The organism is Halochromatium sp., assembly GCF_054919635.1.
In genome coordinates this window covers 1-14,693 of record NZ_JBUDPI010000054.1, presented here as the reverse complement: position 1 = coordinate 14,693, position 14,693 = coordinate 1, and the positions used below count along the sequence as shown (strand labels likewise).

The following is a 14,693-nucleotide window of genomic DNA, read 5'->3' as shown; positions in this document are numbered from 1 at the left end:
CTAGCGCCTCGAGCTTCTGCGCCATGTTCTCGATGGTCTCGACCTCGTTGTGCAGAAAGTAGACCTGGCCGCCGCGGTTGATCTCGCGCTGACAGGCCTCGCGGATCAGCGCGTCGTTCCAGGTCGAGACGAAGGTCTTGATCGGATGGCGCTCGACCGGCGGCGTGGCGATGATGCTGAGATCGCGCATCCCGGCCATGGCCATGTTGAGCGTGCGCGGGATCGGGGTGGCGGTGAGGGTGAGCACGTCGACCTCGGCGCGCAGGCTCTTGAGCTGCTCCTTGTGGCGGACGCCGAAGCGGTGCTCCTCGTCGATGATCGCCAGCCCCAGGTTCTTGAACTTGACCGAGGGCTGCAGCAGCTTGTGGGTGCCGACGACGATATCGACGGTGCCGGCAGCGAGCCCATCCATGATCGTCTTGATCTCCTTGGCGGTCTTGAAGCGCGACAGGCTCTCGACCTTGATCGGCCAGTCGGCGAAGCGGTCGGAGAGGTTCTGGAAGTGCTGCTGCGCGAGCAACGTGGTCGGCACCAGAAGCGCGACCTGCTTGCCGGCGTTGACGGCGACGAAGGCGGCGCGCATCGCGACCTCGGTCTTGCCGAAGCCGACGTCGCCACAGACCACGCGGTCCATCGGCTTGGGGTCGGCCATGTCGGAGAGGATGGCCTCGATCGCGCGCTGCTGATCCGGGGTTTCCTCGAAGGCAAAAGCGGTCGCGAAGGCGTCGTACTCGGGCCCTGGGGTCGGAAACGACACGCCCTGTCGGGCGGCGCGGCGGGCATAGATGTCGAGCAGTTCGGCGGCGACATCATGGACCTTCTCGGCGGCCTTGCGCTTGGCCTTCTCCCACTGATCACTGCCGAGCCGATGCAGCGGCGCCTGCTCGGGCTCGGCGCCGGTATAGCGCGAGATCAGGTGCAGCGAGCTGACCGGGACATAGAGCTTATCGCCCCGGGCGTACTCGAGGGCGAGGAATTCGGCCGCGGTGCCGCCGATATCGATGGTCTGCAGCCCGAGGAAGCGACCGACGCCATGCTCCTCATGCACCACCGGCGCCCCTTCGACCAGCTCGGTGAGGTTGCGCACCACCGCCTCGCCATCGCGCTCGCGGATCTTGCGTCGGCGCTCCTGGCGCACGCGCTCGCCATAGAGCTGGGTCTCGGTGAGCAGTGCGAGCGCCGGCTGGTCGGAGCCTGGGCTGCGGCGCGGATCGGTCATGGCCGGCAGCAGTAGCGGCTCCTCGAGAGGGGCGACGGTGATCGCGAGCGGGTCCGTGCCGGTGAGGAAATCGAGCCAGCCGTCCACGGGCTTCGGCTGGATGCCAAAGCCATGCAGGTTGTCGAGCAGCATCTCGCGCCGGCCGGTGCTCTCGGCGACGAAGAGTATCCGGTGCGCTTGGGCCAGTTCTTGGCGGCGGTCCTGGCTGTGATCCTGGCTATGATCGTCGCTGTGGTCCTGAGCCAGAGCCCGCTCCGTGCTCGTCTCCAGGTCGCCGGTCGTCGCGCCGAGAAAGGCCTTTAGCGCCGCGGCTGGATCGGCGGCGCGGGCCTGGATCGCCAGCGCTGGTGGTCGGCTGGTGGCAAAGTTGCAGACCTCGGCGAACCCCTTGCGTCGCTCAGGCCATTCGGCGCTCTGCCAGCGCACGCCCGGCAGCGCGTTGAGCTGGCCGGCGAGCTCGTCCGGGCTGAGATAGATCCGCTGTGGGGGTAGCAAGGGCCGCTCGATGTCGTGTCGGCGCTGCTCGTAACGAGCGCTGATGTCATCGAAACGCGCCTCGGCAGCCTCGCGTGCGCCTTCCGGCTCGAACAGCAGCGCGCCAATCGGTAGGTAGTCGAAGAGGGTTGCGGTCTGATCAAAGAACAGCGGCAGATAGTATTCGAGGCCGCCCGGCGCGCGGCCTTCGGAGACCTCGCGATAGATCAGGCTGGCCTTGGGATCGGCGTCGATGGTGGCGCGCCAGCGTTGGCGAAAACTGGCGATGGCCTCCTCGGTGAATGGATACTCGCGTGCGGGCAGCATGCGCACCTGCTCGAGCTTGGCGATCGAGCGCTGGCTATCCGGATCGAAGGTGCGGATCGACTCGACCTCGTCATCGAACAGGTCGATGCGCAATGGCTCGCGACTCCCCATCGGGAAGATATCGAGCAGCGCGCCGCGCACCGCGAACTCGCCATGGGCGATGACCTGCGAGACGTACTGATAGCCGGCGCGGGTCAGACGATCACGGGTGCGCTCCAGATCGAGCCGGTCGCCAGCGCTCAGCACCAGCGATTGGCCATCGACGTAGTCCGGTGGCGGCAGCCGTTGCATCAGCGTGCCGACGGGCACCACCAACACCCCGCGCCTGAGCTGCGGCAGCCGATGCAGCGTCAGCAGCCGTTCGGACACCAGCTCCGGCAAGGGCGAGAAGACGTCGTAGGGCAGCGTCTCCCAATCCGGGAAGCCGAGCACTGGAACCGGCTGTGTCTGCGCACCGCCCGAGCTGTCGGTCAGATCTTCACCGGTATCGGTTTGGTCGAGGAAGAAGTGCAATGCTTCGCTCAGACGCACCGCCGAAGGCATGTCAGGCGTGACGCACAGCAGCGGTGCTTGGCCGCGGCGAGCTGCCTCGGCGATCGCGAGTGCCGGCGCGGCGCCATAGAGTCGACCCCAGAGCAGACGCTCGCCGATTCGCTCGGGCAGCGGTGGTGTCAGCACTGAGTGGTGCTCAGCATCAGCCGCTCTGGCACCGGCCGAGTCAAGGGGCGGGGCAGAGACGTCGTTGCGACGGGCGATCAATTCTTGGGGCACAGCGGGGGTGATGGCTTGGTTGGGGTCAGGATGGGCTGAGGCCGCGGATTTTCGCACAGAGGTCATCTCGCCGCAGCGGAAAACCGAGCGCTGCAACGGGTGAGCCTGGGTACTGGCCGCGACCGGAAGCACTCGGCGAGGCTATCACGATCACCAGGTCGCTGATTCTAGGGCGCTAATTCTGGGCCGCTTACTTCAAGGGGCTGGCTTGGATCGGGGCACTCGCAGTCTGTGTTGGAACCGTTGCCGACCGACAACGACAGCGATGCGGTCAGCGCATCAGGCGCTGGAGCCGAGCAGGGCATCTGCGCGCCGACGAAAGGCCGCGACAACCTCTTCGGTGCGGCGCTCGAAGAATGGCCCAGCAGCGGCGGCTGCTGGGCCGCCTGCGAGCTTGTAGTCGGTCCAGAGCTCCACCAAGGTTTCGCTTGGCGAGCGCTCCTCGAACCGCCAGATCTGATGCAACCGACGTACAGGTCCACCCCCGCCCTCGATATCGATCCGGTTCGGGCGCTCCAGCACCGCCTCGGTGCGAAAGCGCTAGACAAAGGCGTGGAATCCGACGACCTGCTCCACAGATCGGTGGTCTTTGTCTTCCCACAGCGCCCGTGCCTCCTTCCAGCCGGGAACGAACTCCGGATAGCGCTCGATGTCCGCAACGAGGTCGAAGACCTCGGCGCGCGGATGGCGCAACACCTCTTGGACGGTAAAGCTGGACATGGATTTGTACCTCGCAGTGCCAAACCAGCGCGCTCAAAGGACTGTGCGGAACGATGTCGCAGGTCGCGGCGGAATCAAGCTACGTCAGCGAGCGACACCGAAACCCTCGTCCTCGGTGTAGGGCGGGACTGGCAGACCGGCGATCTTGAGCCCCTGGAGGACCGGCCCCTCCGGGAAGAGTCGGCGCAAATGACGTCGCCCACCCTGCTCGGCGAATTCGGCATCGAGCAAGTCAGAAAGATTCCGACCACTTTCCGGCATGCCATGGTCGCGATAATAGGCTCGCAATCGCTCGATGATCTGCCAATGCTCGTCGCTCATCTCGATGCCCAGCGACTCGGCAGTGCGGCGCCCTTCCTCCGGGGTCCAGTTCTCGAGCTCGACCTCGCGGTCGGTGCGCCGCGGACTCGACGTATCAGGATTGTCGATAACCTTTCGGATATCTGCCATGTTTCGTCTCCTCTTTTGTTGATCAGGTTTCGTTGATTCAGGCTTTGAGACGTTAAGGGGAGTCCCGAGTCCCGACCGTGACGGTTGGTGCAAAGCCCCAATGTGGCTCATAGGCACCGATGCTGCACCGGCTGAGACCCCCACCTGAAGCTAAAGCAACAGGCCCGAGTTGGCTCCCCGCCACACAGAAAGCATGCGCGATGCCAGACCAGATTTTGATCTGCCGACGTTCTATGGCTCCCGCGACCAGCCCTCGCTTTCGGGGCAAGCTGAGTCTGAGTCAAGGTCGATGCCGAGCCCGAATTTGGCCTGCGTAATCAAAAATTCACATAGTTAAGGCATCCGCCGTCCACAATAGCGACGCCTCACCTGAGGCCCGAGTCTTCGTACTCCCGATCCTCCGTATCACGACTCTAGGAGACCCCTATGACGCTTCAGCATGCATTGAAGACGGCCGCGCTCGCCGGCTCCCTTTCGATCTTTGCCTTCTCGTCCTCGCTCAGCGCCGAAACCACCGTTAACGGCTCTGGCGCAAGCTTCCCGTTCCCGCTCTACGCCAAGTGGGCGAAGGACTTTAGCCAGAAGACCAAGGGCGTTCGCGTTCAGTACCAGGCTGTTGGTAGTGGCGCCGGTATCCGTGCCTTCATCGCCGAGACGGTCGACTTTGCCGCGAGCGATGCGGCGATGAATGATGAAGAGATCAGCAAGGTGCCGACCGACAAGGGCGTAGTGCTGCTGCCGATGACCGCCGGTGAGGTCGTGCTGTCTTACAACCTGCCTGGCAACCCCGAACTCAAGCTGCCGCGCGATGTAATGACCGACATCTTCCTCGGCAAGCTCGACTCCTGGAAGGACGAGCGCATCGCCAAGGCCAATCCCGATATCGACCTGCCAGACGACAAGATCACTGTTGTGCGTCGCTCAGACTCGTCGGGTACCACCTATGTGTTCAGCGGTCACCTGGCTGCCGTCAGTGAAGCCTTCAAGAAGGAGGTCGGTCACGGCAAGAGTGTAAACTGGCCGAAGAGCTTCGTGGGTGCGCCGAAGAACGACGGTGTCGCTGCGATGATCAAGCAGACCCCGGGTGCGATTGGCTACATCGAATACGGCTATGCTGAGGCGACCGGCCAGCCGATGGCGATCTTGCAGAACAAGGCCGGCAACTTTGTCAAGCCCGGCGAAGAGAGCGGCAAGGCTGCCCTGGCTAGCGCCGAGTTCCCAACCTCCGATCTACCTGGATACAAGGGCACCCCGGACCTGCGCGTTTGGGTCAGCGATCCGGCCGGTGACGAGGCCTATCCAATTGCTACCTTCACCTGGATGCTGATGTACCAGCACCAAGACGAGGAGAAGGCGAAGGTGCTGCGTGATTTCGTCGAGTACGGCCTGACCGAGGGCCAGAAGGATGCGCCGAAGATGGGCTACATCCCGCTGCCTGAGAGTGTCAAGGCGAAGGTTGAAGAGGCCATGAAGCTGGTTGGCGGCCCGAAATAGGGCGTTTCCGCCTAAGGCTTTATTGAGGCAAAGCCGGCGCCGGTGGACGATGGTGTCGCACCGGCTGCCGGCTGTTTGATGATTTCAAGAACGGCGCATCTATTATGGCTTCCAACCCTTTCGCTCATGTCGTCACCAAGGTCTGCGGCCCTCCGTCGGCGGTTGACTATGGCGCGGATAAAGCGCTGCGAGCGGTGGTTTGGGCCGCCGCCGCGGTTATCCTTTTGTTAGTGGTCTATATCGTCTTCGAGCTCGGTCGCCAGGCCTTCCCGGCCATGCTCGAGTTTGGCGTCAAATTTCTTTACAGCACGACTTGGGATGTTCAGGCGAAACAATTCGGCATCCTGCCCGAGATCTGGGGCACGCTCTACAGCTCGCTATTGGCCTTGCTGCTCGGCGGTATACTGGGCGTTGCGATCGCGATCTTCCTGACTCAGGACTTTCTCGATCATCGCGTCTCGAATGTCTTCCGCACCATCGTCGAGATGCTTGCGGCAATCCCATCGGTGGTTTACGGGCTCTGGGGCATCTACGTACTGATCCCGCTGATTCGTCCTGGGGCCAACTGGTTGCACGACACCCTTGGCTGGTTCCCCTTTTTCGGCACCTCGTTGAGTGGCCCTGGAATGGCCCCTGCGGCGTTGGTGCTGGCCGTGATGATTCTACCGACGGTTGCGGCGATCTCGGTGGATGCGTTCAAACGCGTCCCTTACAAGGTCAAAGAGGCGGCCTATGGCATGGGCACCACGCGTTGGGAGGCGATCCTGAAGGTTATGCTGCCGAGCGCATCGAGCGGCATCCTGGCGGCACTGGTGCTCGGCTTCGGTCGTGCGCTCGGTGAGACCATGGCACTGGCGATGCTGATCGGTAACTCAAACCAGATCAGTCTGTCGCTGTTTGCCCCGGCCAACACACTGGCGTCGCTGCTCGCATCAAGCTTCCCTGAGGCGGGTCCTATTGAGGTGCAGGCGCTGATGTACGCCGCGCTGGCGCTGCTGGCGATCACCCTGCTGGTGAACATCTTCGGCCTCTGGATCATGAAGGCCGCAACGCGCAAGTTCGAGGGGAGATAGCCCATGACCAGTAACATCAGTGAAGCGGTCCTCGAGCAGGATCTGGCGTCCCTGCCGCAGCTCAAGGGCTCGGTGTTCGAGGGTCGTGGGCTCAAGAGCCGTATCTACACAGGCATCACCTGGCTACTTGCGATCCTGGCCTCGCTGCCCTTGTTCTCGGTGCTCTACATGCTCATCACCGAGGGAGGGGCCCGCATCAGCTGGGAGACCCTGACTGAGCTGCCGCCCGCTGCGTTTGAGGTCGGTGGCGGCATCGGCCCGGCGATTGTCGGTACGGCGGTGATGGTTGGGATCGGTTCTGCGATCAGCATCCCGATCGGTATCCTCGCCGCACTCTATCTGGCCGAGATCGACCCGCATAGCAAGCTGGCCAATATCGCCCGGTTTCTAGCGAAGGTGCTGACTGGCTTTCCGTCGATCCTGGCAGGCGTCTTTGTCTATGCGGTGCTGGTCATCGCGATGAAGAGCTATTCCGCCTGGGCGGGAGGCATCGCGCTGGCGGTGCTGATGCTGCCAACCGTGATTCTGACCGCGGAAGAGGCCCTGAAACAGGTCCCGCAGAAGATGAAAGATGCCGCCTATGGCATGGGCTGTACCCGGGCGCAGGTGATCAGCAAGGTCACCCTGCCCACCGGCCTGCCTGGGGTGATCACCGGAGTGCTGTTGGCGGTGGCTGGCGCTGCAGGTGAATCGGCTCCCTTACTCTTCACGGCGCTATTCAGCACTTACTACATCAGCGGCTGGGAAGGCTTGGGTGAGCCAACCTCATCCCTGTCAATCTTGATCTATAACTTTTCTGGCATGCCCTATGACAACCAGATCGAGCTGGCTTGGACGGCCTCGCTGGTGCTGGTGCTGATTATCCTTGTGTTCAACATTCTGGCCCGCGTTCTCGGCCGGCAGAAGTACTGATTTCGCTTGATGAGGTAGCTCAATTATGAACGCGACTGCAGATGCAGTGACCAGCCAGGCTGCGGCATGGTCGGTCGACCCGAAAGACGTCGTGATGGATTGTCGCTTGAAGAAGATCTACTACGGCGACTTCCTGGCGGTGCGAAACAGCATCGTGCCGATCGAGAAGAATAAGATTACCGGTTTTATTGGGCCATCGGGCTGCGGCAAGAGTACCGTGCTGCGTAGCCTCAACCGGATGAATGATCTAATCCCGGTGTTTCGCTTCGAAGGAAGCGTGACATATCACGGTCAAGACATCTATGACAAGTCGGTTGACCCTGTGCTGGTCCGGCGTTACATCGGCATGGTGTTTCAGCAGCCGAACCCATTCTCGATGAGCATCTACGACAACGTCGCCTTCGGTCTGCGGCTAAACCGCTTCAAAGGCGACATGGACGAGCGCGTCGAGAAGGCCCTGCGCAGCGCCGCGCTCTGGACCGAGGTCAAGGATAAGCTGAAGAATAGTGGGCTGTCGCTGTCTGGCGGTCAGCAGCAGCGTCTGTGCATCGCGCGGGCTGTGGCGACCGAGCCCGATGTACTACTGATGGACGAGCCTTGCTCGGCACTGGACCCGATTGCGACCCGGCAGGTCGAAGAGCTGATGTTGGAGCTTAAGGAGAACTATTCGGTGGCGCTGGTCACCCACAACATGCAGCAGGCGACGCGCGTTGCCGATACCACGGCGTTCTTCTCGGTCGATATCTCTCAGGGCGGACGTACCGGCTACCTGGTCGAGATGGGCGAGACGCGCCAGGTCTTCGAAGACCCCCAGGCGGAGTTGACCAAGGAATACGTCTCTGGCGAGTTCAGCTGATGAAACTCGATGGCGAAGGTGAAACGACTTAACCTGAGCGCTATCGAGACTTCACTGCGCGCGGTACAGGCCGACTTTGAGCAGATCAATGCGGCGTTGGATACACCTCGTGATCCACTGAGTGACGAGGTGCTCGAGCGGATGCTGCTCGGCTATCGGCAGGTCGATGCCTATCTGGCCGACGCAGTTGATCTGTTCGCGCTCGGCAATTCGCCGCTGCTGCTGGAACTGAATATCCGTGTGCTCTGCGGGCTCGATTCCTCGTTGCGGGCCGAATGTGCGTCGCAGATCGAGGCGACGAAGGAGCACTTTTACGCCAACACCGACGGCGGTGTCGCGTCATTGGTCAGCTGGGTGCATGGACTCAATGGCGCGCCGGTGCACCGGCGGGCAGCCAGTACCTATATCCACATCCTCAGTCAGCCGCAGCTGTTCATCGAGGGCAATCATCGCACCGGCTCGCTGGTCATGAGCTGGATGCTCGCGCGAGCCGGCAAGCCGCCCTTTGTGCTCTCGGTTGATAACGCCAAGGCCTATTTCGATCCTTCGGCACTGGTCAAGAGCTCACGCAAGCATTCGCTGCGCATGTTGCTGGAACGGCCTAAACTGGTGAAACGATTTGCAGAGCTGCTCAAGGACGACGCGGAGAAGATTCACCTTGATGGCGACACGAGTTGACGACAGCGGCCTTCGTCGCAAGCCCGGTCCAATCGTGAATGTGCTGCCGGAGCCCTCGCAGGGGGCTTCCGGCTTGCCGTTCCCAGTGCATCCATTGCGCGAGCTGGTGACCTCGGAGCTGCATGCCCGCACCTTCGATCCCATGCGTGCGCCGGTGCGCATCGCGCATCTGGCCTATCTCTGTGGCGAGCGGGGGAGCGGTCGGCAGCAGCAGTATCTGGGGCGTTTGCTTGCACACTTCGGGGTTCAGCTGCCCCCCGAGGTGGGTTTGCAGTTCGCGACCGACCTAGGTGGCCTCTGGCTGCGCTGGGAGCGCCATACCGAGTTCGTCACCTACACCCTAAGCCGGCAGGGGGCCTTTGAGCAGCCCTTCGGCTCCGACTTGCTGAGTGAATTGCCGCAGGTGTGGCTGCGCAACCTCCCCGGCCAGGCGGTCACCGCGGTGCAGCTGGCGTTGGAATCGACCGAGATGCCAGAGCGCAGCCTCGATGAGCTGATTGCGCTCTTTGGCAATCACCCGGTCATCGGTGCTCAGGTCGCTGGCGGCGCCGGTTACGTCTGGTCGGACCTGCGTATCCACGCCGACGGCTTTGGCCATATCCTGTTGCGTGACGTTTCGCTGTCGGATGGGCAGGCTGGCCGACTGATCAAGCGCGTCCTCGAGATCAACGCCTACCGGGCGATGGCACTGCTTGGGCTACCTGCGGCTCGTCAGGCCTCGCAGCTGTTGAGCGAGGCCGAGCAGCGTCTGGCAGGCGTTGCGGCGCGCATGGTGGATGGTAAGCCGGGTGCTGCCGGCATCGGTGGCACTGAGCCTGCCGCGAGGCTCGACCTGCCTCCCGAGCGTGAGCTGCTGACCGAGCTGACCGCGCTGGCGGCGGAGATCGAAGCGGTGGCGGCCGAGACTGCGACCCGTTTTGATGCCTCCCAAGCTTACTACGGGGTGGTTCGGCAACGGCTTGAGCAGTTGCGCGAGGAGCGCATACAGGGCTTGCAGACCCTGAGCGAGTTCCTCGATGCACGCTTGGCACCGGCCGTTGCGACCTGCAGCGCCACGGCTCAGCGTCAGCAGAATCTGGCTGATCGGGCGGCGCGGTTGACGGCGCTCTTGCGGGCCCGCGTCGAGGTCGAGCTGGAAGAACAGAACCGCAGCCTGCTGGATTCAATGGACCGACGCGCGAAGCTCCAGCTCAGGTTGCAAGAGACCGTGGAGGGCCTGTCGGTGGTGGCGATTGGCTATTACGGTGTCGGGCTGATCGGCTATCTGCTCAAGGGGTTCGAGGCCAGCGGTTGGCCGTTGAATGCGACGCTTGGCATCGGCATCGCGGTGCCCATCGTAGTCGGTGCTGCCTGGCTAGGGCTGAGCCGTGCGAAGCGCCGGCTGCGGCGCGATGCGGATTGAAGGCGCTACGGGCTCTTCTGCTGTGACTCACAGCCGAGCATCGCTCCCAAGGACATCAAGCTCAGGCACCAGCGAGCCGATGGGAGCGATCTTTCCGCGGCTGCGCCAGGCCACCAGGGCCTCTTGGTCCAGGTAGAAGGTGCGCCCGGTGATTCGGCCGTGCTGCTTGATGTCCAAGGCCTGCGCGAGGTCGCGGGCAGCCGATGAGGTTGGGGCCGTGCCGATGACTCGGGCAATCGAATCGCCGTCTTTATCGACCAACAGCACGTAGTAGTCCATCGCGGTCTCGCATCGTGTTGGCATCGCTGATGGAGGCTAACAGGCTCGCCGCTATTCCTTCAACGCGAGATATCATGATATTGGCAATCGTGGACTCCGAATGGGCCTCGTGGGCTGGTAGAGGCACTGCGTCGGGTCTTGTCTGCGCACCATGCGTGCCGCGCTGGTTGATTCAGCCACGCGGGCTGTAGTGGCGCTTGAGCCAGGCGGTTAGGCCTTCGAGGCCAGGGAAGAAGACGCGCTCGGTGATATTCGACTGGTCGAGCTTGTCCCTGATCTCCCATTTGAGCTCAGCCGGGATGATGATTCGGCGCCAGATGACCGGGTAGTCGGCCAGCCAGCGGTCCATCGCCAGGGTTGGATCAGAGCTCAGCGAGAAGAAGGCAAACTGATTGACGATCCGGTCATCGATCGATGGGGGCTCAAAGAAGATCGTGAATGGCGTTTCCGAGAGCCGATCGAAGGCGCTCAGTGAGCTGACCGCCTCGCTGAGCATCTCGACGGTGAAGACGTTCGCACCCTCGAGATCGAGCCGGGTCCGAAGCAGGTCGGGGGCCATGCGATGGGTATCGATGTAGTTGACACCCCAGATGGCGCCGTCGCGATCGATCTTGTCGACGTGGGCAGTGGCGAAATGCAGCGCTGCGAAAGGCGAATAGGTCCAATCCATCAGTCGCGTCGGTAGGCCGTAATGCTGGGCGACCGAGAGCCAGTGCCAAACCGAATCGCGCTCGACAACGCGCTGATGGGCATACTTGCGGAAGTTGCGCAGCAGGTGGCGCTCGAGCTGAGCGTAATTGCCGCCGAGCCGCATCAAAGTGGTCTCGAGCGGATAGTCGACGTCGGAGAGTCCGCGATAGGCGTAGCGGGAGCGGAAGCGGCCAATCTCCGGGACCCAGGATTCGGCGAACAGGAGCTCCTGAATATCGGTCCAGGAGGAGGCTGTGACCGATTCCTGATGATTCGGTCGCGCTGTGCTTGGCTCCGAGGCCGAGCGCCCTGATGTGGACTCAGCCGGGCTCATGCATTGACCCGATGAAGACCGCTCGGTGACCGATGAGGTTGTGCGCTCGAACAGTCACCGAGCTTCGAGCTGGTGCTCGGTGGCTAGTGGTTATGGACAGCTGCTCTTGTCACCACCGACGCTGCCAGTGAGGAGCAGGAACTCGTTAAAGGGTCCCATCACGCCCATGGCTTCCATCTTCGGGCCGCTGAATTTGAGCTTGCCGGTCATCATCGCACCCATGGCCTTACACTCGCCCGTGCCCATGCATGTCCAGTTCTCATCGGTCGCGTGCATCAAGTAATCGACGCCGTAATCCGGATTGCTGTTCGTGACCGCTCCGCCATGGATGCAGATGGCCTTTCCGTCCTTATTCGTGATCTTCAGCTCGACCTTATTGCCCAGTCCGCATTTGTCCCGGTACATCTGGATGGTCTTAAAGCCCCGTCCATCGTCGTTTGTGGCCCACTTAGACAGGTCATTGGTCAGCGTGCTGCTGTTGTTCCAGACCTCACAGGCCTGCTTCGCCCATGCTTCGCTCATGAAGACCTCGGCCTGAGCGCCAAGACTGGCGGTCATGAGCATTGCGGTTAGGACCGTTGCGCGATTTGTGATCATGCTGAGCTCCTCCTCGGGATTGTCTTGAGAGACCACCAGGGCGATCTTGTGCAGTGAGGTGGTGTGCTTCTTGTTTGCGCTGGTGTCTCGTTCTCTGATGGCTGACTTTCGTTGTTGGGCAGGGGGTCGCTGACCAGCGCCCCCGCCGAGCGGCATGCTACGCGATGGCTGAAGAGGTGGCAATCCGCTCCCAGCAGCCTGCTCGTGCAGCAGTTTTCGACCGAGAGGACAGAGCACCTGAGCCTGGACTGCGCCGGCGCGGGTAAGCAGGTTGCGAGTCGGACCATGCGGCCAGGCCCCTGCGATCTACGCTGGTGAGATCGAGCAGCCAGCTCAGGCGAGCCTGTGGGCCCACGGTGAAGCCAGCGAGGATGTCAATGGCGTGGCCGAGTTGTTGGGCTGATCCACTGGCATCAAACGCGTCCTTCTGCGACGGTTGTGCCTCGACCGCGAACAGGGCTCCAGTCCGGCCATCGATGACCGGCGAGAGCTCCAGCATCAGCTGCCCGGGTCTCCGTAAAAGACGTAGTTGGTCGAATAGTCGCTGATCTCGAAGTAGACTTTGCGCTCGTTGGCATCTTGCTCGCCATTGAGATTGGCGTCGAGCACGCCGTAGGCGAAGCGGTAGGGACGGGCTATATCGCTGCCCTGAGTCGCAGTGGCCGTCGACAGCTTGTCGATCTTGACGAAGCGCTTCACCACCTTGCCGCCCGAATAGACCTCGAGCACGCCATTGGCGCCGGTCCAGTTCTGCAGCGATCGGCCGATCTTGTTCTGTGTCTCTTGGGTACAGCCGAGCAGGCTGATGCTCAGCACGAGAAGGCTGGAGGTCAATAGGGTCTTGAGGGTCTTACTCATCTGTTTCTTGATCTGATCTAGAGCGATCCGTTGTTGAGCCTGCAACGCTAAGCGCATTGACGCCTTAGTGTACAGGCCATCGGGCTTCCGTAGTGGCCATGATCCGGACCGCGATTGAGGCCCTCGGTGGTCGCCTCTTACAGGTCGCCTGTCTTGGCGCCTGTTGCTTCATTGCCGTTTGTGGTGCTGAGCTCGACCGGCATCGGCTTCACTTGCCAAATACGCTCGGCATAATCGGTGATCGAGCGGTCGGATGAGAACTTGCCCATGCGCGTGGTGTTGAGGATCGACATCCGGTCCCAGTGATGATGATCCTTATAGGCATGATCCACCTCTTGCTGGCGTTCGCAATAGGCGTGAAAGTCCGCGAGCACCATGAACGGATCGCTGTGGATCAGGTTCTCGGTCAGCGGCCGGAAGAGCTCGGTGTCGCCGTGCGAGAACAGGCCTGAGCTGATCAGGTCGACCGCTGCGCGCAGCTGCTCGTCGCGTTGATAGAGCTCCCAAGGCTGATAGCCAGCTGCCTGTCGATGTTGGACCTCAGTTGCGGTCATCCCGAACAGGAAGAAGTTCTCGTGGCCGACCTCGTTGCGAATCTCGATGTTGGCACCGTCGAGGGTGCCGATGGTCAGGGCGCCGTTCATCGAGAACTTCATATTGCCAGTGCCCGATGCCTCCTTGCCGGCCAGCGAGATCTGCTCGGAGAGATCCGCAGCGGGATACAGGCGTTGTCCGTTCTTGACATTGAAGTCTGGCATGAACAGCACGCGCAAATAACCATTGACCTGAGGATCGGTGTTGACCACTTCGCCAATGGCATTGATCAGCTTGATGATCAACTTGGCCATGAAGTAGCCGGGTGCCGCCTTGCCGCCGAAGATGAAGGTGCGCGGGGTCAGGTCAATGTTCGGGCTCTGTTTGATCTGCTCATAGCGCCAGATGATGTGCAGCAGGTTCAAATGCTGGCGCTTGTATTCATGGATACGCTTGGCCTGGACATCGAACAGGGTTTCGGGGTCCGGGGCGAAGCCGGTGCGCTCGCCGAGCCAGTTGGAGAGCTTGCGTTTGGCACTGGTCTTGATCGCGCGCCAGCGCTGCTGCAGGGCATGATCCTCGGCGTGCGGCTCGAGCTGGCGCAGGCAGTCGAGATCGCGCACCCATTGGTCGTTGCCACAGGTCTCGGTGATCAGTGCCGCCAGCTCGGGATTGCTAGCGACCATGAACCGGCGTGGCGTCACGCCATTGGTGACGTTGTGGAATCGCTCTGGCCAGAGGTCGTTGAAGTCTTTCATCACGGTGGTCTTGAGCAGCTCGGAGTGCAGCTCGGCAACACCGTTGATGGCCTTGCTCCCAACCGCGGCGAGATGCGCCATGCGCACCTTGCGGCCACCGGTCTCGTCGATCAATGACATGCGGGCGACCCGGGCCTCATCGCCGAAGAAGTGCACCCGGACCTCGTCGAGGAAACGCCGGTTGATCTCGTAGATGATCTCGAGGTGGCGGGGCAGCAGGCGCTCGAACAGCTCGACCGACCAGGTCTCGAGCGCCTCCGGTAGCAG

At 62.1% G+C, this 14,693-nt stretch carries 13 protein-coding genes and 1 pseudogene; 6 read left to right on the top strand and 8 right to left on the bottom strand.

Annotated features, from left to right (window positions below; genetic code table 11):
* The 3 genes and pseudogenes from ACY693_RS05440 to ACY693_RS05430 all read right to left on the bottom strand — a co-directional run.
* A partial coding sequence (locus ACY693_RS05440) for a transcription-repair coupling factor (protein WP_462320814.1) occupies positions 1-2,698 on the bottom strand: 2,698 nt, incomplete at its 3' end.
* 372 nt (positions 2,699-3,070) lie between these two features.
* Positions 3,071-3,511 (bottom strand): annotated as a pseudogene (locus tag ACY693_RS05435) (type II toxin-antitoxin system RatA family toxin).
* Positions 3,512-3,595: 84 nt separating this feature from the next.
* Positions 3,596-3,961 (bottom strand): TusE/DsrC/DsvC family sulfur relay protein, encoded by a 366-nt coding sequence (locus tag ACY693_RS05430; RefSeq protein WP_462320813.1) that lies wholly within the window; start codon positions 3,959-3,961, stop codon positions 3,596-3,598.
* A gap of 426 nt (positions 3,962-4,387) precedes the next feature.
* On the opposite strand from ACY693_RS05430, the gene pstS reads away from it, so the two are divergent.
* The 6 genes from pstS (at position 4,388) to ACY693_RS05400 (ending at position 10,376) form a co-directional block, all read left to right on the top strand.
* Positions 4,388-5,455: a phosphate ABC transporter substrate-binding protein PstS gene (pstS, locus tag ACY693_RS05425; protein WP_462320812.1), complete on the top strand. Its 1,068-nt coding sequence runs from the start codon at positions 4,388-4,390 to the stop codon at positions 5,453-5,455.
* A 104-nt stretch (positions 5,456-5,559) separates the two neighbouring features.
* A complete protein-coding gene (gene pstC / locus ACY693_RS05420; protein ID WP_462320811.1) occupies positions 5,560-6,528 on the top strand; it encodes a phosphate ABC transporter permease subunit PstC in 969 nt (322 codons plus the stop codon).
* Between the two features lie 3 nt (positions 6,529-6,531).
* On the top strand, positions 6,532-7,440 hold the full coding sequence (pstA, locus tag ACY693_RS05415) for a phosphate ABC transporter permease PstA (protein WP_462320810.1): 909 nt from the start codon (positions 6,532-6,534) through the stop codon (positions 7,438-7,440).
* 25 nt (positions 7,441-7,465) lie between these two features.
* Complete coding sequence (gene pstB / locus ACY693_RS05410) at positions 7,466-8,296, top strand: phosphate ABC transporter ATP-binding protein PstB (protein WP_462320809.1); 831 nt, start codon at positions 7,466-7,468, stop codon at positions 8,294-8,296.
* A gap of 18 nt (positions 8,297-8,314) precedes the next feature.
* Complete coding sequence (locus ACY693_RS05405; RefSeq protein WP_462320808.1) at positions 8,315-8,974, top strand: Fic family protein; 660 nt, start codon at positions 8,315-8,317, stop codon at positions 8,972-8,974.
* Complete coding sequence (locus tag ACY693_RS05400) at positions 8,958-10,376, top strand: DUF3422 family protein (protein ID WP_462320807.1); 1,419 nt, start codon at positions 8,958-8,960, stop codon at positions 10,374-10,376. The genes ACY693_RS05405 and ACY693_RS05400 overlap by 17 nt, the downstream gene beginning before the upstream one ends.
* Positions 10,377-10,403: 27 nt before the next feature.
* Here the strand turns inward: ACY693_RS05400 and ACY693_RS05395 are convergent, their stop codons facing one another.
* From ACY693_RS05395 to glgP, 5 genes are all read right to left on the bottom strand, one after another.
* Positions 10,404-10,679 (bottom strand): hypothetical protein, encoded by a 276-nt coding sequence (locus tag ACY693_RS05395; protein WP_462320806.1) that lies wholly within the window; start codon positions 10,677-10,679, stop codon positions 10,404-10,406.
* A gap of 148 nt (positions 10,680-10,827) precedes the next feature.
* Entirely contained in the window at positions 10,828-11,679 is an 852-nt protein-coding gene (locus ACY693_RS05390; protein ID WP_462320805.1) for an FRG domain-containing protein, read from the bottom strand.
* A gap of 90 nt (positions 11,680-11,769) precedes the next feature.
* Positions 11,770-12,276: an SCP2 sterol-binding domain-containing protein gene (locus ACY693_RS05385; RefSeq protein WP_462320804.1), complete on the bottom strand. Its 507-nt coding sequence runs from the start codon at positions 12,274-12,276 to the stop codon at positions 11,770-11,772.
* Positions 12,277-12,774: 498 nt separating this feature from the next.
* Complete coding sequence (locus tag ACY693_RS05380; protein ID WP_462320803.1) at positions 12,775-13,134, bottom strand: hypothetical protein; 360 nt, start codon at positions 13,132-13,134, stop codon at positions 12,775-12,777.
* Between the two features lie 137 nt (positions 13,135-13,271).
* Positions 13,272-14,693: glycogen/starch/alpha-glucan family phosphorylase (glgP, locus tag ACY693_RS05375; protein ID WP_462320802.1), on the bottom strand; the 1,422-nt coding region annotated here is incomplete at its 5' end.

Excerpts from the sequence above, each read along its gene's own strand:
- ACY693_RS05430 (WP_462320813.1), bottom strand. The coding sequence starts at position 3,961 with ATGGCAGATATCCGAAAGGTTATCGACAATCCTGATACGTCGAGTCCG.
- pstS (WP_462320812.1), top strand. The coding sequence starts at position 4,388 with ATGACGCTTCAGCATGCATTGAAGACGGCCGCGCTCGCCGGCTCCCTT.
- pstC (WP_462320811.1), top strand. The coding sequence starts at position 5,560 with ATGGCTTCCAACCCTTTCGCTCATGTCGTCACCAAGGTCTGCGGCCCT.
- pstA (WP_462320810.1), top strand. The coding sequence starts at position 6,532 with ATGACCAGTAACATCAGTGAAGCGGTCCTCGAGCAGGATCTGGCGTCC.
- pstB (WP_462320809.1), top strand. The coding sequence starts at position 7,466 with ATGAACGCGACTGCAGATGCAGTGACCAGCCAGGCTGCGGCATGGTCG.
- ACY693_RS05400 (WP_462320807.1), top strand. The coding sequence starts at position 8,958 with ATGGCGACACGAGTTGACGACAGCGGCCTTCGTCGCAAGCCCGGTCCA.
- ACY693_RS05395 (WP_462320806.1), bottom strand. The coding sequence starts at position 10,679 with ATGCCAACACGATGCGAGACCGCGATGGACTACTACGTGCTGTTGGTC.
- ACY693_RS05390 (WP_462320805.1), bottom strand. The coding sequence starts at position 11,679 with ATGAGCCCGGCTGAGTCCACATCAGGGCGCTCGGCCTCGGAGCCAAGC.
- ACY693_RS05385 (WP_462320804.1), bottom strand. The coding sequence starts at position 12,276 with ATGATCACAAATCGCGCAACGGTCCTAACCGCAATGCTCATGACCGCC.
- ACY693_RS05380 (WP_462320803.1), bottom strand. The coding sequence starts at position 13,134 with ATGAGTAAGACCCTCAAGACCCTATTGACCTCCAGCCTTCTCGTGCTG.